This window comes from Ochrobactrum sp. MYb379 (genome assembly GCF_037479515.1).
GTDB lineage: Bacteria > Pseudomonadota > Alphaproteobacteria > Rhizobiales > Rhizobiaceae > Brucella.
Map to the genome: position 1 here is coordinate 379,242 of NZ_JBBGYW010000002.1, position 17,344 is coordinate 396,585.

The following is a 17,344-nucleotide window of genomic DNA, read 5'->3' on the forward strand; positions in this document are numbered from 1 at the left end:
GCTTAGTCCCCCTGAATTATTCACCGTGCCCGGCAATCATCATAGCTTCAAGCGCCAGACGCTCGCTTTTGCGCATACGTTCTGATTCCGACTTCAACTGACCGCAGGCAGCCAGAATATCGCGACCGCGTGGTGTACGGATCGGCGAAGCATAACCGGCAGCGTTCACATAATCGGCAAAGCGTTCAATATGCTCCCAGTCCGAGCACTGATAATTCGTGCCGGGCCATGGGTTGAACGGGATCAGATTGATCTTGGCTGGAATGCCGCGCAAAAGCTTTACGAGCAGTTTGGCGTCTTCCATGCTGTCATTGACGTCCTTGAGCATCACATATTCAAATGTAATGCGCTTGGCGTTCGACAGGCCCGGATATTCGCGGCACGCTTTGAGAAGCTGTTCCAGTGGATATTTCTTATTGATTGGCACCAGAAGATCGCGCAATTCATCGCGCACGGCATGCAGCGAAATCGCCAGCATCACGCCGATTTCTTCGCCGGTGCGATAGATTTCAGGCACGACGCCAGAGGTCGAAAGCGTGATGCGGCGCTTGGAAAGTGCCAGACCATCGCCATCAGACGCAATCAGCAGAGCTTTTTTCACTTCATCGAAGTTATAAAGCGGTTCGCCCATGCCCATCATAACGATGTTGGTGACCTTGCGGCCTTCAGCTGGCACGATCGCACCGTCTGGTGTGTCCGTTTCCGGGAAGTCGCCCAGACGATCACGCGCGGTCATCAACTGAGCCAGAATTTCTTCAGAGGTCAGATTGCGCACCAGCTTCTGCGTGCCGGTATGGCAGAAAGTGCACGTCAGTGTGCAGCCAACCTGAGAGGAAATACACAGCGTGCCGCGACCTTCTTCAGGAATATAGACGCATTCGATTTCAACCGGACGTCCAGCACCGCGTGGCGGAAAGCGGAACAGCCATTTGCGCGTGCCATCCTGCGAAATCTGTTCTTCAACCACTTCCGGGCGCGCAATGGTGAAATGCTGCGCCAGAAGGGCGCGCAGATCCTTCGAGATATTGCGCATATCGGCAAAATCGGAAACGCCGCGGACATAAAGCCAGTGCCAGAGCTGCGCAATGCGCATCTTGACCTGCTTTGGCAACACGCCAATCTTAATCAGCTCATCAGCCATTTCCTCACGCGACATGCCGATGAGCGACGGCTTTTGCTCCATATTTGCGCGCACATGGCGGGCAAGCTGGTCACGCGTATCATCAATGGTCAGGTCGAACGAAATGGACATCTTTTTTCAACTGTTGGGGGCGACCGCATAAAGCGCGCCGGTAATTTTGTCGATTGCATGGATATATGGGCTCGTTCATCTGAAATGCGAGCCTGTTGCGCGCGCTCTTAGCACACAATATTGCATCCGTCATCCCGCAGTCTGTCGCGGCAGACATGCATAAGTGAGGATGCAGTGTCGAAAAGAAAAGCCGGAGCGAAGCCCCGGCTTATAGTTTTAGCTTGGACCAAATGAACTATTTGCAATTCTGAATGGCTGCGAGCGCTGCCGAAATGCCCTTGAGCGAATAGGTATAATTGGTCTTTGTGCCGCGCTTGGACTGTGCCTGCACCTTCATGTCCGCACCGCCGCGCATCGCTGCAATCAGCTGCGGCTCTTCGGCTGCATTTTCCATCCAGCCCGACTTACCATTCACGAACATCGTAAAATTGCGAGCTCCCACGGTGACAATAACCTTGGCATTCGCATTGGCGTTCAGCTCGTAGCCAGCCATAAACTGCGGCTCGAGGTTAACGTTCTGTCCTGGCTTCTTGCTCACGAGGAAAAAGTTATCGCCATGATCAACATTGGCGGGCGCTTTAACCGTCGGAACGGACAGGACATAGCAAACCTTGCCATTGGCAGACTGGTAGCTATATGCGCCCCAGGCGTCGAACTGCTTAATCTGGGTCGGTGTCTGGGCGAGTGCTGAGCCTGCCATTGCAATCGTGAACACCGAAGCCGCGACGATCGATTTTCCAAGCATGATTTTTTACCGGTTCTCTTTCGTTTGCTTCAAAGTCGAATATCGGGATGTCGCCGTTCAACACGCCGCCCCGTTTGATGACCCTTAATGTGCCTTAATCTGGGTTACCAAACGGTGAAGTTTTGAAAGAAAACTTGAACGAGTGGGAAAAGCCCACCACGATCCCGTTGCCAACTTCAATGAAAAGAAAGCGGCAAGAGTTTGTCATATCGCGTCAATTCGCTATGAGCGATGTATTCCACCGTCACAAATCTGTGAAACAGAGCTTAAGCGGCTTCGCCCTCATCGCGCATAGCCTCACGCGCTGCGATTCTGTGCGCTGGCGTTATATGTGTGCGTACAGCGGTCAATGCAGCCATCAGTACGGCAATATCGTCGGTAAAGCCAATGCCCACCAGCATGTCGGGAATAATGTCGAACGGAAGCACGAAATAGGCGAGGGCCGCCATCAGTGTCATGCGCACGCGGGTCGGGGTCTTTTCATCGAGCGCGCAATAATAAGCCGCTACGACTTCGTCCATGAACGGGACCATACGACCAGCACGACGTGCAGTCTTCCAGAAGCCCTGTTTCACCCGTTCGCTGCGCTTCTCGTGGTCGCGCTCGCTTCCGGGTTCGAGGATGTCATCAATCTTGGTGCGATCCATAGTCAGTTTAACTCCTGTCAGCCAGATAGAGGGCTGCACCAAAAGAAGATGGGATTATTTTTCGTCATTTTCAAGTTTTCTACCCGATGAGACACTGGCAGACCCTGCCAGAACCATCAGCTTCACCGCGCATCCCAAATCACCGGATTATGGATTTTGCCTTTTTAGGGCTGAACAAGATCTGAGGGAGTGGAGCTATTCAATGCATTTAACTGGTTATGGCGAAAACTTTGTGCGCAGTGACCGGTCGAGCCAGTTCTATCGCGGCCATCAACTCGCAGCCGCGCAGGATGTTGGCGATCAGGTCAATATCGATGTGAAAGACGGCATTTGCTATGACATCACGGCCTATATGCGCTTTCTGCTTGGTGCGGGTATTTCAGAGCATACCTTACGTGGTACATCCGGCCAAAACTGGATACCGCTGCTAAACTTCCGGGCTGGGGAATTGTGGAACGGTTATTCTTCACTGCCATACGGACGCGCTATCGGCTTTTACGATGTGAGAGCTGGCCACATTTTCCATTCTGCCGTTTCGATAGGAGATGTGTTTATTCGCAGTATTAATGGCGGCGCACTCGGCCAACAGTGGAGTGATCGCGTTGATCTGACCAAAGCACTGCCATACATCGCGAGAAACCGTGACGGCAGTTTCAATTTTCAGAAAAAGACGATTTTCGTTTATATTTCAAAAGTTTGAACCAATCACATAATCGCATTCATTTTGCGTGCAAGCTTAATATCTAGTTCCGTAATGCCGTTCTCGCTATGCGTTGAAAGCGTAACATCGACGCGATTATAAACATTGAACCATTCCGGGTGATGGTCGAATTTCTCCGCATAAAGCGCTGCCCGCGTCATAAATCCAAAAGCTGCATTGAAGTCCTTGAACTTGAAGCTTTTGCTGATCGCCTCGCGGCCATCGACCTTCTGCCAGCCTTCAAGGTCGCTGAGTGCTTGTTTGAGTTCTTCTTCTGTCAGCCTGTTGCGTGCCATCACATTTCGCCTATGTTGCGGTTCTGATGATAACTTATCATAGCCGCGAGAGTTCCGTGACCCAACAAGCCCCAACCAGTATTCTGTTTGTCTGTGCAGGCAATATCTGCCGTTCTCCGCTCGCAGAAGGCGTGATGGAATATGTTTTGGCCAAGCGTGGCATCAAACATGTGAAGATCGATTCGGCAGGAACAAACGGCTATCATACGGGCGAAGAGCCTGATGAGCGCTCAGTCCGGGTTGCGGCAAAGCATGGCCTTGATATTTCAGAACAATCTTGCCGCCAGTTGACCGCGACAGATTTCACCCGCTTTGATCTCATTCTTGGAATGGACCGCTACAATATGCGTATGATCGCGCAGCGCCAGCCTGCGAACACGACTGCGCGTATCGGGCTTTTCACCGAAATAGCAGAGGGTAAAGCAGTTGAAATCCCCGATCCTTATTATGGAAACATCGGGGATTTCGAGCAGGTTTACCGGATGGTGCTCGCATCCTCTAAAGCGCTTGCCGACCAGTTCTGGCGGGAGGCTGCCATCAAAGGCCAGGCTTCTTCGACAATATAAGGTCCACCGCCAACAGAATCACGTGACGACATCAGCACGAAGCGGCCCAGTTTGAATGGCATTGTTGAGAAGTTTCCGCGTGATGAAAGATAATGCACGACATCCGCAATATGTGGATTTCTCAGCCGTGCCAAAGTCACATGGGGCGTGAATTTGCGTGGATCAGCCGGAATATGAAGCCGCTGGCAGATGCGTTCTATTTCGCTCTGCAACGCATTGAGTTCGGGGGAGGGTGATACACCCGCATAGATGCTGTGCGGTTTCTTGGAACCGAAAGCATCTACACCGGACAGGTTGAGCATGAATTCGGGACGCCTTACGCGATCCAGTGCATTGGCAACTTCGTCGGCCACATGGCCTTCCACATCCCCAATAAAACGCAGAGTTATATGGTAGTTTTCGACATCAATCCAGCGTGCGCCTGGGAGTCCGCCCCGTAATAACGAAAGCGAAAGCGCGGCGTCGCGCGGGATTTCGAGGGCAGTAAAGAGACGCGGCATTAAGCATCCTCCTCGAACGGTTCTGATCCAGAGCGTCGTGTGGCTTAGCCACGGGAGGACGCTCTGACTTAGAGTGCCTGTGCATCGACTATCGGAAAAACGAATCTCTTTTTCCTAATCGATGTATTTCTTAGCGAATCATTCTTCGCCTTCTTGGGCAAGCTGTTTATGCCTGCGGTTTGTGTCAGCCGCCTGATGTCCCCGTCTTTTGTTCAGCTTTCAACGCTTTCTCGATTGTTGGCATAAAATTGCTCACCATCGTTTCCACGCCCTTTTCATTCGGGTGCATGCCGTCTTCAAGTTGCAACTGCTTTTGTGCAGCAACGCCATCAAGGAAAAATGGATACAGCGGCACGCCATATTTTTGCGCTAGCTTCGGAAAAATTGGATTGAACTTGTCGGCATAGTCTTTGCCCATGTTAGGCGGCGCCATCATACCTGCGAGAATAACCGAGATGCCGCGTGTTTTCAGCCGCGAGAGCATTTCATCAAGGTTCTTCTCAGTAATATCAGGCGCAATCCCACGTAGCGCATCATTTGCTCCGAGTTCTAGGATCACCAGATCCGTGCCATCGGGTATAGACCAGTCGATGCGCGCAAGACCACCCGTGGTGGTGTCGCCCGACACGCCAGCATTCTCGATGCTGACTTCATAACCCTTATCATCAAGCGCTTTTTCGAGTTGCTGCGGGAAGGCGGCATTTGAAGGCAGAAGATAGCCCGCCATCAGACTATCGCCGAAGCCAACAATTTTGACGGGTGCCAGTTGCTCGGTTGGCAATGCGTCCTCAAGCCCCGTAGGGTCTTCCTGCGCACGCGCAGCGGTAGCAATAAAAGACGCAGCTACGACAAAAATCGATAACCAAACCGTGATCGAGTGTTTGAAACGCATCGTTAGCAACCCATATCTAGCTAATTGGTGGTGGATCCACCTACATGATTCCTTCTTGCGCAAAACAAGATCATTTTTGTGACGCGCTTCGGCTCTTAATATTCATATAGGAAGAAAAACGCGTGACGGAACAGGTGACTTCGCTAAATCATGCTCCGATCATCGAGCTAGAGCCGATCATTCAACTTGATAATGTTCATCTGACTCTGGGACATGCGGCATCATCCGTGCATGTGCTTAAAGGCGTCTCGCTTTCCATTGCGCAGGGGCGCTCTGTGGGTATTGTCGGTCCATCAGGCTCGGGCAAGTCCACACTGTTGATGGTGCTGGCTGGTCTTGAACATATCGATCAGGGCACGGTGAAAATCGCAGGCGAAACCATCAGCCAAATGACCGAGGATCAGGCTGCCGCATTTCGTGGCGCGAATATCGGGATCGTCTTCCAGTCATTTCATCTCATTCCGAACATGACGGCACTGGAAAATGTTGCCGTGCCGCTTGAGCTTGCAGGCCGCAGAGATGCGTTTGAAGTTGCCGAACGCGAATTGCGTGCAGTCGGCCTTGGCGAGCGGCTCACGCATTATCCCTCAGAACTTTCCGGTGGCGAGCAGCAGCGTGTGGCAATTGCCCGTGCGCTTGCGCCAAGCCCGAAAATCCTGATTGCTGATGAGCCGACAGGCAATCTTGATACGGCGACAGGTCGACAAATCGCTGATCTTTTGTTTTCCAAACAGCGTGAAAACGGCCTGACCATGGTGCTTGTCACGCATGATCCATCGCTTGCAGCGCGTTGTGATCAGGAAATTCCGGTTCGTTCAGGCCGCATTGAAGAACCAGCCCGAAAAGAGCCAGCGCTTGAAACAGCGGCGGCTAGCGCATGAGCAGGCTCGCTTCTTTCTCTCTTGCTCTTCGCTTTGCGCTGCGCGAAATGCGCGGCGGGCTTTCCGGCTTCTATATTTTTCTGGCCTGTATCGCTTTGGGTGTCGCAGCCATTGGCGGCGTTAATTCGGTTGCCCGTTCGGTCAGCACTGGCATTGCCGCAGAAGGGCAGAGCATTCTAGGTGGCGATGTCAGCTTTGCGCTTAACCAGCGCGAAGCAAGCGTAGAAGAGCGCGCTTTCATAGACAGCCAAGGCAAGGTCGCTGAAAGTGCGACAATGCGCTCGATGGCGCGTCTGCCGGATGGCTCTGATCAGTCGCTGGTCGAAGTGAAGGCGGTCGATGCTGTCTATCCGCTTTATGGCGAATTGAAAGTCGCACCAGAGTTTTCGTTCGAGGACATGACGAAACAGCAGGACGGCGCTTACGGTGCTGCTGTCAGTCAGGATTTCCTCAACCGGATGGGTGTGAAGCTCGGTACGAAAGTTCTGCTCGGTTCCGAGACTTTTGAACTGCGCGCGCTGATCGAAAGCGAACCTGACCTCCTGTCGTCTGGCTTTAATTTTGCACCGCGATTTCTTGTCTCAATAGATGGTCTTCGCGCATCTGGCCTGATCCAACCCGGAAGCCTTGTCGATCATATTTATAAGGTCGCATTGCCTGATGGCGCGCCTGATACTGCAATCGCGCAATTGCGCGAACGCGCAACTGCCGACTTCTCCGACGCGGGTTGGAATATCCGTTCGCGCAACAATGCCGCGCCAGCACTAACCGCCAATATTGAACGTTTTTCGCAGTTTCTCACGCTGGTTGGCCTGACCGCGTTGATCGTCGGCGGTGTTGGTGTGGCCAATGCCGTGCGCGCTTATCTTGATGGCAAGCGCGGTGTGATTGCTACCTTCAAATCACTGGGCGCGCCTGCGCGGTTTGCCGTGCTGGTCTATCTGGTCCAGATCATGGTCATCGGTTTGATGGGCATTGCGATCGGACTGGTTCTTGCGGCTATCATCCCATTTGCAGCTGCTTTGGCGCTTGCCAATTATCTGCCAGTTGCGGGTGGTGGTGGTTTCTTCCCCGATGCACTCGCTTTGGCAGCCGTGTTCGGCCTCATCACAACCCTTGCATTTGCGATTATACCACTTGGTCGCGCGCGCAATATTCCGGCGACTGCACTGTTTCGCGAACAGGGCTTTGAGCAACGCGGATTACCACCGTTTTTATACCTGTCGCTTGCGGTTCTGCTGATTGCTGCACTGGCAGGGTTGGCACTTTACGTCGCTTATGACAGGCGGATTGCGGCGATATTCATCGTGGCCTCGATCGCAGCCTTTGGTATTCTGCGCCTTGTGGCGGATGGTATCCGCTGGCTGGCGCGCCGTGCGCCGCGTACACGCTCGACCGCCTTTCGTCTTGCAATTGGCAATATTTATCGCCCCGGCGCTCTGACACCATCCGTTGTGCTTTCGCTCGGCCTTGGTCTCACGCTGATGGTGGCGATAGCGCTGATCGACGGCAATCTTCGTCGTCAGGTGACGGAGAATATTCCGGCGCAGGCCCCGGACTTCTTCTTTGTTGATATCCAGAACAACGACATTGGCGACTTCACAAAGCTTGTCACCGGCATTGTGCCGGATGGCAAACTGACTTCCGGACCAATGCTGCGGGGACGCATCGTTGCTTTCAACGGCACCAATGTGCGTGACATGACCATTCCTCCGGAGGCTGCATGGGTGCTGCGCGGCGACCGCGGCATTACCTTTGCCGACAAGGTTCCTGAAAACTCGACCCTAACTGAAGGCGAATGGTGGCCGGAAAATTACACCGGCGAACCGCTTGTGTCTTTTGCTGAACGCGAAGGCAAAGAGCTGGGTCTGAAAGTTGGCGATATGGTTACGGTCAACGTGCTTGGCCGCAATATCAATGCCAAAATCGCAAGCTTCCGGCAGTTGCAATGGGAAACGCTGGCGATGAATTTCGTCATGGTGTTCTCGCCCAATACATTTGCCGGAGCACCTGCCACATGGCTTGCGACGCTGACCATTCCTGATGGCCAGAAAAATCTCGCACCCGATGTTTTGCGACAGGTTACAAAAACATGGCCAGCGGTTACCACTGTCAGCGTGACAGATGCGCTGGATGTGGCGAACGATCTGATCAGCCAGCTTGCAACAGCAATTCGTGCAGCAGCATCTATTGCGCTTGCGGCGTCTGTTCTGGTGCTCGGCGGCGCTCTGGCTGCGGGCAATCGCGCCCGTGTTCACGATGCAGTGGTGCTGAAAACACTGGGTGCCACGCGTGGCACGCTGATTAGCGCTTATATCATTGAATATATGCTGTTGGGTCTGGCAACCGCCGTGTTTGCGCTGGTCGCTGGCGGTGTCGCGGGCTGGTATGTGGTTGTGGAAGTGATGAAGCTCAAAGCACAGTTTCTACCGGATGTTGCACTGATGACGGTTGGTGTAGCTCTGGTGCTGACTGTCGGTTTTGGTCTTGCCGGAACATGGCGGGTGCTGGGTCAGAAGCCCGCAAATGTGCTTCGTACCTTATGAAGCATTTGTAATGTGAGAGCTTAAAATCGCTTAAGCCTTTGGATCGCATGGATAATGCGATCCGTATTTCAACCAGACTCATCACGATTTTTTTCAAGTAGTACTTGTGTGAGAGCGGCAAAATCCCCATAATAAAACGCAGGCATGCTGGGGTCTCGCCAGCGGCGCCTGGGAGCGGCTCGAAAAGAGCCTGACCTCGACACCGGACGGGACAACGCAAAGGGATTTAAGTCATGGCTGACTTTCGCAATATTCAGGCACAGCAGAGGCCGGTAGGTGGCGCTCGTGTTGGAGCCGACATCGATCAGGGCCTCCGCAGCTATATGCTCGGCGTCTACAATATGATGGCAATTGGTCTGGTTGTTACCGGCCTTGCTGCTTTGGCTGTTTCGTCACTGGCTGTCACAACCGATCCGTCGGCTGCGGTTGCACAGATGGCAAACGGCAAAATGCTCACTGCACTTGGTGCAGCACTCTACACATCGCCACTGCGCTGGGTTGTTATGCTCGCGCCGTTGGCTGCCGTATTCTTCCTGAGCTTCCGTATCGAGCGCCTTTCGGTTGGCACGGCTAGCGCCGTTTTCTGGGGCTATGCAGCGCTCGTTGGTCTCTCGCTGTCGTCGATCTTTCTGGTTTATACCGGACAGAGCATCGTTCGCACCTTCTTCGTAACCGCTGCCTCGTTCGGCGCCCTGTCGCTTTACGGCTACACCACTAAGCGTGATCTGTCGGCGATGGGCTCGTTCCTGATGATGGGTCTGTTCGGCCTGATCATCGCTTCGGTTGTTAACATTTTCCTCGGCTCCACCGCGCTGCAGTTTGCAATCTCGGTGATTGGCGTTCTGATCTTCGCAGGTTTGACCGCTTACGACACACAGTCGATCAAGGAAATGTACTTCGAAGGTGATTCTGCTGAATCGCAGGGCCGCAAGGTTGTTATGGGCGCGCTGCGTCTGTACCTCGACTTCATCAACATGTTCATGTTCCTGCTTCAGTTCATGGGCAACCGTGACTAATCAAGTTGGAATAGAGTTATTGCGAAAGGGCAGCGGAAACGCTGCCCTTTTTGCTTTTCAAAAGAGATGCCTGGAGTCATGCTCAGCGGGTAATTTCAAACTGAGTCCCGGCCCACATGCCCCATATTCGCGACTTTCATCCCACCGACATTGAAGCTATCACAACCATCTATACCGAAGCCGTGTTAAACGGCTCAGGTTCCTATGATCTCGAGCCGCCGACGCTTGAAGACATGGCACGGCGCTTCGATAACTTTGTCGAACAGGGCTTTCCAATTCTGGTTGCCGAAGAAAACGGGCTGGTTCTTGGCTATGCCTATATCAGCTATTTCCGCACCCGCCCGGCCTATCGCTGGCTTGCTGAGGATTCGATCTATATCGCACCCGATGCGAAGGGGAAGGGTGTCGGTAAGCTTCTGCTTGGCGAACTCATCAAACGCGCAACAGCGCTCGGCTTCCGGCAGTTGCTGGCAGTGGTTGGTGACGGCGAGCACAATATTGGCTCAGTAAAGCTGCATGAGAGCCTTGGCTACGTCCATTGTGGGCGTATTCAGGGATCGGGTTTCAAGCATGGGCGTTGGCTTGATACGGTGTTGATGCAGTTGCCGCTCAATGGTGGCTGTACGGTTGATCCAGGGCCAATGCCGCTGATTTAATAAAGCGCATCCCGAAAAGTGCGAAGCGGTTTTCGGATAAGATGCGCGTCAAAAAGAGCAGCATCCCGAAAAGTGCGAAGCGGTTTTCGGATAAGATGCGCGTCAAAAAGAGCAGCATCCCGAAAAGTGCGAAGCGGTTTTCGGATAAGATGCGCGTTTTAATTGTCTACGAGCTTAAGGCTTTTATCGAAAACGCGCAGCACGCGTTCAAGCTCATGCCCGCGTTTCATTATCAGTCCGCTTGCGGCAATAACCGAATACGCACCTTGCTTGTTCGCAAGCTTGGGGTTTTTCTCAACCCGAAACAACGGCACCTCGCTGGCGCGCCGAAAGATGGAAAATACTGCTCTGTCGGCAAGATGATCGATGGCGTAATCGCGCCACGCGCCTGTTGCGACCATGCGTCCATAAATATTGAGGATTTTTCCCAGCTCGTGCCTGTCAAAACTGACCGTTGGGGGTTGCGGACGTGATGTGCCAAGAGGGACTACTTTTGGCGTTGCCGATATAGGGGAAATGGGTTGCGATGATTGATCTTCATTCGCAGCGCTTGGAATATCCATTGTGTTCCTTTCATCGCAGAATTGGTCGTGAAGGGAATGAGCAAGCGGCAATATCTTGCTTCATAGTGCTATGGTGATGCTTTTATTAAATCTTTGCAAGGTTGTGTTTGAGGGCTAGCGCTCACTCTCTGATTGGTCTATACAAAACTACTCCCAATTAGTTGTATATTAGCTGATCACGAAAAGAGAATAGCTGTTCTCAATGGTGATCGCTGGCCACATTTTGGCCTTGTCAAATCCCCATTCCGGCCCGATTCTGTGGCATATATTAGCTCGTTGCCTGAGACGGTTCGGTCCGGGTATGTCCGACCCCAAGCCCCCCGCCCAAAGGACTGCCCGAACCGAACCAACCTCTGATGGTTAGCTGTTGAGACAGCGGCAAGATTTCCCGAAATGACAAAGTAATTTTATACGCTTGAAACGTCGCCTTTTGGGCTCAAAGAGCCAGCGGATTTTTCTGCTTAAAGATCGCTGCGCCGTGAATAGGGCCGAGAGCCTTTTCGCTGTTGCTTTCCTGCAAAACGACTGCGCAGCCGCTCACATCTTTGCGCGTGAGTTCTGACGCCGGCAGTTCAATCTTAAGCGCTTTGCCGTCCCACATGCCGATTGTGTTGATGTCTGTTACCGTATTGCGATAAGTCACGGATTGACCGGCGTTTTCGCCTTTTTCGATTGGTATCGTCACCGAATCGCGCAGATAAAACATCACAACATGCACGGGCTTTTCCGGCTTTTCACCGGCTGCAATCTCAATCGAAAGACGTCCGTCATCCAGTTTGGTGATTGAAACCGGCACATTGAGCTTGTTGTCTGTCAGATGCGTTTTCACGACCTGAGCGTCGTTGCCGTTCATCTCAGCAGCACCATTGACGATAGCCTGCGGTGTATAAACCATCTTCGCATTGAATGAATTGCGATAGGCATTCTGTCGGTCGGTATTATCCTGAGAGGCAAGCGTATCGCGCCATCCCATATAATCCCAGTAATTAACATGAAACGACAGCGCCAGAACGTTTGGATCATCCGCATAGGATGCTAAATTCTTATCAGCCTGCGGGCAGGATTTGCAGCCCTGGCTGGTATAAAGCTCAAGCACCGATGTGCGTGTGCTGTTGTCCTGTGCCTTTGCAGCGCCACTCATTGACAGGCAACCAGTGAACGCCATCCCCAAGGCAGCACAAACACAACGCAGACCGGGAGCGCACTCGTCGGAAAGCCATGTATATGTCCCATTAAAAGGGGAGTGGAAGGTCACTTTGGTTTCATCCTGCTATAATTGACGCTGACATCTATTATGTAGGAATTGCGACGATCAATAGGAAGTCACGTTGCAGTGAGATTTGTCGCAGTTTTTGTCATATGGGTGTTTCTTTTATCCCACGTTTGAGCTTGCTTGCGATAAGTGTGGCCCACGCGCACTTATATAAGTAAGGGACTGAGTGAATATGAGGTCGAGTTTAAGAGAAAAGGCCATCGCTATTTGCGATGAGAAAATCGCGAAAAAGGGCGAGACGGTCGGCATTTCCTTTTATGCATTCTTTGCCAATAAAAACTCAGACCCAGACCTGCTTATGGAAGCAGCAGAATGGTGGATCAAAACCCATAAGCTGGATCACTTTGAGAAGGCTTTGAAAATCAGGGAAATGATTCGTTCGGGGCTATAAAATGAAAAAAACCGCCGGATTCCTCCAGCGGCCTTTTTGTTTTATGAACGCGCTGATTAAGCAGCGAGATCGCGCAGAACGGTCTGCAAAATGCCGCCGTTCTTCATGTAGTCGAGTTCGTCCAGCGTATCGATACGGCAGATCAGTGGAACCTTCTTCACTGTCCCATCTGCAAAGGTGATCGAAGCTTCAACCTTCTGACGCGGGCGTACATCGGCAAGGCCTTCAATGGAGACGATTTCGTCGCCCTTCAGACCCAGTGTCTGCCAGCTTGTACCTTCCTCAAACACAAATGGCACAATGCCCATGCCAACGAGGTTGGAGCGGTGAATACGCTCGAACGACTGCGCAATCACGGCCTTGACGCCAAGCAGATTGGTGCCCTTTGCAGCCCAGTCACGCGACGAGCCGTTGCCATACTCCACACCCGCAAAGATGACCAGCGGAACGCCTTCGGCCTTATACTGCATGGCAGCATCATAGATCGAAGTTTCTTCCTTTGACGGATAGTGAATGGTGTAACCACCCTCGCGACCATTTTCGCCCAGCATGTGGTTGCGAATACGGATATTTGCGAAAGTGCCACGCATCATCACTTCATGATTGCCACGGCGCGTGCCGTACTGGTTGAAGTCGGCAATGCCGACGCCATGATCGATGAGATATTTACCAGCAGGCGACTGTGCCTTGATGGAACCGGCAGGCGAAATATGGTCGGTCGTGATCTTGTCGCCAAACAGGCCAAGAACGCGCGCGCCCTTCACGTCTGCAATCGTGCCAGCCGACTTGCCCATGCCCACGAAGTAAGGCGGGTTCTGCACATAGGTCGAATTGTCGTCCCATGCATAGGTCTGACCCGCTGGCACCTGCACAGCCTGCCAGTTTTCGTCGCCCTTGAACACGTCCGCATATTTTTCGGAGAAGACTTTGCGGGTTACGTTCTTTGCGATGAAATCCTGAATCTCAGCCGATGAAGGCCAGATGTCACGCAGGAATACCGGATTGCCATTCTGATCTTCGCCAAGCGGCTCTTTGGTCAGATCCATGGTGACCGTACCAGCAAGCGCATGAGCCACAACGAGCGGAGGCGAGGCCAGATAGTTTGCCTGAACGTCCGGCGAGACGCGGCCTTCAAAGTTACGGTTGCCGGAAAGTACGGCAGCAGCGATCAGGCCCTTCTCGTTGATGGTCTTGGAGATTGGTGCAGGCAATGGACCGGAGTTGCCGATACAGGTCGTGCAGCCGAAGCCAACGAGGTTGAAACCGAGCGCATCGAGGTCTTTCTGAAGGCCAGCCGATTCAAGATAAGCGGCAACAACCTGAGAGCCGGGAGCAAGTGAAGTCTTAACCCAAGGCTTGGTTTTAAGACCTTTGGCAACGGCATTGCGGGCCAGAAGACCAGCAGCAATCAGCACGCTTGGGTTAGAGGTGTTGGTGCAGGAGGTAATAGCGGCAATGGCCACATCGCCATGACCAAGATCATAGTCTTCACCTTCAACCGGATAACGTGTGGTCTGGCCGGTGGTCTTTTTATATTCAGTTTCAAGCGAGGTCGCGAAGCCTGAGCCAATATTTTCTAGCGCAATACGGCCTTCAGGACGCTTTGGACCAGCCATCGACGGAACAACTTCGCTCATGTCCAGCTCAAGAATATCGGTGAAGACAGGGTCTTCCGAACCGGCTTCACGCCACATGCCCTGTGCGCGGGAATAAGCCTCCACGAGCGCGAGACGATCTTCTGCGCGACCGGTCGTGTTCATGTAGTTGAGCGTTTCTTTGTCGATCGGGAAGAAGCCGCAAGTCGCGCCATATTCCGGGCCCATATTCGCAATAGTGGCGCGATCAGCCAGCGTCATGTTTTCGAGGCCTTCGCCGAAGAACTCAACAAACTTGCCGACTACGCCCTTCTTGCGCAGCATCTGTGTAACCGTAAGCACCAGATCGGTTGCGGTCACGCCTTCCTTAACCTTCCCGGTCAGGCGGAAGCCGATAACTTCCGGCAACAACATGGAAACAGGCTGACCCAACATCGAAGCTTCCGCTTCAATGCCACCAACACCCCAGCCAAGAACACCAAGGCCATTGACCATGGTTGTGTGGCTGTCTGTGCCGACGCATGTGTCAGGATAGGCGACGGTCACGCCGTCTTCTTCCTTGGTCCAAACGGCTTGCGCCAGATATTCAAGGTTTACCTGATGACAGATGCCTGTGCCCGGAGGAACAACGCGGAAGTTTTTGAATGCCTGCTGGCCCCACTTAAGAAAGCGGTAACGCTCGCCATTGCGCTCATATTCGAGATCAACATTGGCCTTGAACGCATTTGGATTGCCAAATTCATCCACGATGACCGAGTGGTCAATGACAAGATCGACAGGAACCAGCGGATTGATCTTTTCCGGATCGCCACCAAGTGCCTTGAGGCCGTCACGCATGGCTGCAAGATCGACAACGGCTGGAACGCCGGTGAAGTCCTGCATCAATACGCGGGCAGGGCGGTAAGCGATTTCTGCACCGGCAGAACCGCGGTCTGTAAGCCACGCAGCAACTGCTTCAATGTCCGACTTCTTAACCGAGCGGTCGTCTTCAAAGCGCAGCAGGTTCTCGAGCAGAACCTTCATGGAAAATGGAAGCTTGGAAATGCCTGTCAAACCGTTCTTTTCGGCTTCGGTCAGGCTGTAATAGATATAATCCTTACCGTTGACGGTAAGCGTTTTGCGGCTTTTGAAACTATCAATGTTTGACACGTTAGTTCGTCCTCATGCTACTGGCCGGAAAACCAGGACGAACGCCTAGGCTTGCGTTTCAAGGACGCGCCAAGGTGCGGGTGCAGTCATTTCCGCTGTCCGTCCCGAAACCTGTGCTCTTGCAAGCGCCAAGTGTTTGAGATCGGCCAAAATTTGTTTCCACACCGACCGCTGGCATGGTAACTCAGATATAGGGAGTTTCTTATAACGATTCCAGACAGATTATCGTGAACGTCATCCCTTGCGGCAAAATGTTACGTTATCCCGGTCGGCTTGATCAGCTTGACCCTAGGAGAGAATATGCGGCTTGGGGCCGAAAATCTGGCGGGCGAACGCGGTGGCGAGACGATCTTCGCAAGCCTCTCATTTGAATTATCATCTGGCGAAGCGCTGATTGTCACGGGCCCGAATGGTTCTGGGAAATCCACTTTGCTGCGCATCCTCTGCGGATTGCTTGCTCCCGAAGAAGGCAAAATTACGCTGGTTGAAGACGAGACTACCCTGCCTGTTCAAGCAGCATGTCATTATCTCGGTCACCAGAATGCAATGAAGCCTGCTTTGAGCGTGCGTGAAAATCTACTGTTCTGGCAAAAGTTTAATGGCGCAGCAGCGCTTGAACTTGATGAGGCGCTGGAAGCCGTCGATCTGCCGGGTGTTGAGCATTTGCCTTTCGGCTATCTTTCAACCGGGCAGAAGCGCCGCGTTTCCATCGCAAAACTGTTGATCAGTCATCGCCCGCTCTGGATTGTCGATGAGCCGACTGCGGGTCTCGACAAAGCATCGGAAGAGCGCTTTGCAGAACTGATGCGCGATCATATGCGCGACGGCGGTATGGTGATTGCCGCAACACATATTCCGCTCGGCCTCGAAGGTGTCAAAACGCTCGATATGGCGCAATATTCGCACGAGGCCGTGTGATGCTGGCGCTGTTTTTGCGAGATTTACGCCTGAGTTTTCGTGCCGGTGGTGGCGCGCTGATCGGCATCTTGTTTTTTCTGGCGGTCATTTCCGTGATGCCGTTCGGCGTCGGCCCTGATCTTAACCTGCTGTCGCGGATTGGTCCGGCCATGTTGTGGATCGGCGCTTTGCTGGCGACACTGCTTGGCCTCGACCGGCTGTTTCAGGCAGACCGCGATGATGGTTCGCTCGATCTGCTGCTGATCGGCGCAGACCGGCATATGCTGGCTTTCACAGTCTTTGTGAAATGTTTTGCGCACTGGGTCGCAAGCGTTTTGCCGCTGGTGATTGCATCACCTTTGTTGGGGCTGTTCATGAATATGGATGCGACGGCAACGGCTGCTACCACACTCACACTTCTGGTTGGAACGCCAGCGATTACCTTTATCGGCGCTGTGGGCGCTGCCCTTGCGGTTGCGCTTCCACGCGGCGGTTTGCTTGTTTCGGTGATTGTGCTGCCGCTCACCATTCCGGTGCTCATTTTCGGCGTCTCGGCATCTTATGGCGCGACCGATATGGTGGCACCATTCTTTGCTCCGTTTCTTATTCTCTGCGCCCTGACTTTGTTTTTCGCAATTTTGGGGCCATTGGCTGCTGCGGCATCGTTGAAAAGCTCGGCGGATTGAGCATGATCCCGAAAAGTGGGAACCGGTTTTCGGATCAGATCATGTTCGGCAGAGTGTCGCAGTTGATTACGGTCAATTGAACGCCATAACGCG

General features: G+C 53.0%; 18 protein-coding genes. 9 read left to right on the top strand and 9 right to left on the bottom strand.

The features are described from left to right. Window positions 1-16: 16 nt before the first annotated feature. The 3 genes from rlmN to WH356_RS05930 all read right to left on the bottom strand — a co-directional run bounded on the left by rlmN (window position 17) and on the right by WH356_RS05930 (window position 2,644). Complete coding sequence (gene rlmN / locus WH356_RS05920) at window positions 17-1,252, bottom strand: 23S rRNA (adenine(2503)-C(2))-methyltransferase RlmN (protein ID WP_339509264.1); 1,236 nt, start codon at window positions 1,250-1,252, stop codon at window positions 17-19. A gap of 235 nt (window positions 1,253-1,487) precedes the next feature. Then, window positions 1,488-1,997, bottom strand: coding sequence for an invasion associated locus B family protein (locus tag WH356_RS05925; RefSeq protein ID WP_339509265.1), 510 nt, complete (start codon window positions 1,995-1,997; stop codon window positions 1,488-1,490). A gap of 266 nt (window positions 1,998-2,263) precedes the next feature. After that, the gene (locus tag WH356_RS05930) at window positions 2,264-2,644 is read right to left on the bottom strand and encodes a YkvA family protein (RefSeq protein WP_339509266.1); all 381 of its coding nucleotides are present in this window, start codon (window positions 2,642-2,644) and stop codon (window positions 2,264-2,266) included. Between the two features lie 202 nt (window positions 2,645-2,846). Here WH356_RS05930 and WH356_RS05935 point away from each other — a divergent pair, with 202 nt between their 5' ends. Beyond that, window positions 2,847-3,344 (top strand): hypothetical protein, encoded by a 498-nt coding sequence (locus tag WH356_RS05935; protein WP_339509267.1) that lies wholly within the window; start codon window positions 2,847-2,849, stop codon window positions 3,342-3,344. Window positions 3,345-3,349: 5 nt separating this feature from the next. On the opposite strand, the gene WH356_RS05940 is transcribed toward WH356_RS05935, so the two are convergent. Beyond that, window positions 3,350-3,640 (bottom strand): 4a-hydroxytetrahydrobiopterin dehydratase, encoded by a 291-nt coding sequence (locus tag WH356_RS05940; RefSeq protein ID WP_339509268.1) that lies wholly within the window; start codon window positions 3,638-3,640, stop codon window positions 3,350-3,352. 26 nt (window positions 3,641-3,666) lie between these two features. On the opposite strand from WH356_RS05940, the gene WH356_RS05945 reads away from it, so the two are divergent. Continuing rightward, the gene (locus WH356_RS05945; RefSeq protein ID WP_339509269.1) at window positions 3,667-4,206 is read left to right on the top strand and encodes a low molecular weight protein-tyrosine-phosphatase; all 540 of its coding nucleotides are present in this window, start codon (window positions 3,667-3,669) and stop codon (window positions 4,204-4,206) included. On the opposite strand, the gene thpR is transcribed toward WH356_RS05945, so the two are convergent. Next, complete coding sequence (gene thpR, locus WH356_RS05950; RefSeq protein WP_339509270.1) at window positions 4,116-4,706, bottom strand: RNA 2',3'-cyclic phosphodiesterase; 591 nt, start codon at window positions 4,704-4,706, stop codon at window positions 4,116-4,118. The two genes, WH356_RS05945 and thpR, sit on opposite strands and share 91 nt — an antisense overlap. 184 nt (window positions 4,707-4,890) lie before the next feature. Then, on the bottom strand, window positions 4,891-5,598 hold the full coding sequence (locus WH356_RS05955; RefSeq protein WP_339509271.1) for an arylesterase: 708 nt from the start codon (window positions 5,596-5,598) through the stop codon (window positions 4,891-4,893). 158 nt (window positions 5,599-5,756) lie between these two features. Here WH356_RS05955 and WH356_RS05960 point away from each other — a divergent pair, with 158 nt between their 5' ends. The 4 genes from WH356_RS05960 to WH356_RS05975 all read left to right on the top strand — a co-directional run bounded on the left by WH356_RS05960 (window position 5,757) and on the right by WH356_RS05975 (window position 10,697). Beyond that, window positions 5,757-6,479 (top strand): ABC transporter ATP-binding protein, encoded by a 723-nt coding sequence (locus WH356_RS05960; RefSeq protein ID WP_339509518.1) that lies wholly within the window; start codon window positions 5,757-5,759, stop codon window positions 6,477-6,479. After that, window positions 6,476-9,025 (top strand): ABC transporter permease, encoded by a 2,550-nt coding sequence (locus WH356_RS05965; protein WP_339509272.1) that lies wholly within the window; start codon window positions 6,476-6,478, stop codon window positions 9,023-9,025. The genes WH356_RS05960 and WH356_RS05965 overlap by 4 nt, the downstream gene beginning before the upstream one ends. A gap of 233 nt (window positions 9,026-9,258) precedes the next feature. Continuing rightward, complete coding sequence (locus WH356_RS05970) at window positions 9,259-10,041, top strand: Bax inhibitor-1/YccA family protein (RefSeq protein ID WP_339509273.1); 783 nt, start codon at window positions 9,259-9,261, stop codon at window positions 10,039-10,041. A gap of 116 nt (window positions 10,042-10,157) precedes the next feature. After that, window positions 10,158-10,697, top strand: coding sequence for a GNAT family N-acetyltransferase (locus WH356_RS05975; RefSeq protein WP_339509274.1), 540 nt, complete (start codon window positions 10,158-10,160; stop codon window positions 10,695-10,697). Between the two features lie 158 nt (window positions 10,698-10,855). On the opposite strand, the gene WH356_RS05980 is transcribed toward WH356_RS05975, so the two are convergent. Further along, window positions 10,856-11,260: a DUF2794 domain-containing protein gene (locus tag WH356_RS05980; protein ID WP_339509275.1), complete on the bottom strand. Its 405-nt coding sequence runs from the start codon at window positions 11,258-11,260 to the stop codon at window positions 10,856-10,858. 436 nt (window positions 11,261-11,696) lie between these two features. Beyond that, window positions 11,697-12,431, bottom strand: a complete 735-nt coding sequence (locus tag WH356_RS05985; protein ID WP_339509519.1) for a DUF1223 domain-containing protein — start codon at window positions 12,429-12,431, stop codon at window positions 11,697-11,699. Window positions 12,432-12,705: 274 nt separating this feature from the next. On the opposite strand from WH356_RS05985, the gene WH356_RS05990 reads away from it, so the two are divergent. Then, window positions 12,706-12,924 carry a DUF6500 family protein gene (locus WH356_RS05990; protein WP_339509276.1) on the top strand — a complete coding sequence of 73 codons (219 nt, stop codon included), beginning with the start codon at window positions 12,706-12,708 and terminating at the stop codon, window positions 12,922-12,924. Window positions 12,925-12,980: 56 nt separating this feature from the next. Here WH356_RS05990 and acnA read toward each other — a convergent pair whose 3' ends face one another. Beyond that, window positions 12,981-15,668, bottom strand: coding sequence for an aconitate hydratase AcnA (acnA, locus tag WH356_RS05995; RefSeq protein ID WP_339509277.1), 2,688 nt, complete (start codon window positions 15,666-15,668; stop codon window positions 12,981-12,983). Between the two features lie 300 nt (window positions 15,669-15,968). Between acnA and ccmA the strand changes: the two genes are divergently transcribed. Then, on the top strand, window positions 15,969-16,586 hold the full coding sequence (ccmA, locus tag WH356_RS06000) for a heme ABC exporter ATP-binding protein CcmA (protein ID WP_339509278.1): 618 nt from the start codon (window positions 15,969-15,971) through the stop codon (window positions 16,584-16,586). Then, window positions 16,586-17,251, top strand: coding sequence for a heme exporter protein CcmB (gene ccmB / locus WH356_RS06005; protein WP_339509279.1), 666 nt, complete (start codon window positions 16,586-16,588; stop codon window positions 17,249-17,251). The genes ccmA and ccmB overlap by 1 nt, the downstream gene beginning before the upstream one ends. Window positions 17,252-17,344: the final 93 nt, after the last annotated feature.

Bases quoted from the DNA above. Each gene is read 5' to 3' on its own strand.
- rlmN (WP_339509264.1), bottom strand. From the start codon at position 1,252: ATGTCCATTTCGTTCGACCTGACCATTGATGATACGCGTGACCAGCTT.
- WH356_RS05925 (WP_339509265.1), bottom strand. From the start codon at position 1,997: ATGCTTGGAAAATCGATCGTCGCGGCTTCGGTGTTCACGATTGCAATG.
- WH356_RS05930 (WP_339509266.1), bottom strand. From the start codon at position 2,644: ATGGATCGCACCAAGATTGATGACATCCTCGAACCCGGAAGCGAGCGC.
- WH356_RS05935 (WP_339509267.1), top strand. From the start codon at position 2,847: ATGCATTTAACTGGTTATGGCGAAAACTTTGTGCGCAGTGACCGGTCG.
- WH356_RS05940 (WP_339509268.1), bottom strand. From the start codon at position 3,640: ATGGCACGCAACAGGCTGACAGAAGAAGAACTCAAACAAGCACTCAGC.
- WH356_RS05945 (WP_339509269.1), top strand. From the start codon at position 3,667: ATGATAACTTATCATAGCCGCGAGAGTTCCGTGACCCAACAAGCCCCA.
- thpR (WP_339509270.1), bottom strand. From the start codon at position 4,706: ATGCCGCGTCTCTTTACTGCCCTCGAAATCCCGCGCGACGCCGCGCTT.
- WH356_RS05955 (WP_339509271.1), bottom strand. From the start codon at position 5,598: ATGCGTTTCAAACACTCGATCACGGTTTGGTTATCGATTTTTGTCGTA.
- WH356_RS05965 (WP_339509272.1), top strand. From the start codon at position 6,476: ATGAGCAGGCTCGCTTCTTTCTCTCTTGCTCTTCGCTTTGCGCTGCGC.
- WH356_RS05970 (WP_339509273.1), top strand. From the start codon at position 9,259: ATGGCTGACTTTCGCAATATTCAGGCACAGCAGAGGCCGGTAGGTGGC.
- WH356_RS05975 (WP_339509274.1), top strand. From the start codon at position 10,158: ATGCCCCATATTCGCGACTTTCATCCCACCGACATTGAAGCTATCACA.
- WH356_RS05980 (WP_339509275.1), bottom strand. From the start codon at position 11,260: ATGGATATTCCAAGCGCTGCGAATGAAGATCAATCATCGCAACCCATT.
- WH356_RS05990 (WP_339509276.1), top strand. From the start codon at position 12,706: ATGAGGTCGAGTTTAAGAGAAAAGGCCATCGCTATTTGCGATGAGAAA.
- ccmA (WP_339509278.1), top strand. From the start codon at position 15,969: ATGCGGCTTGGGGCCGAAAATCTGGCGGGCGAACGCGGTGGCGAGACG.
- ccmB (WP_339509279.1), top strand. From the start codon at position 16,586: ATGCTGGCGCTGTTTTTGCGAGATTTACGCCTGAGTTTTCGTGCCGGT.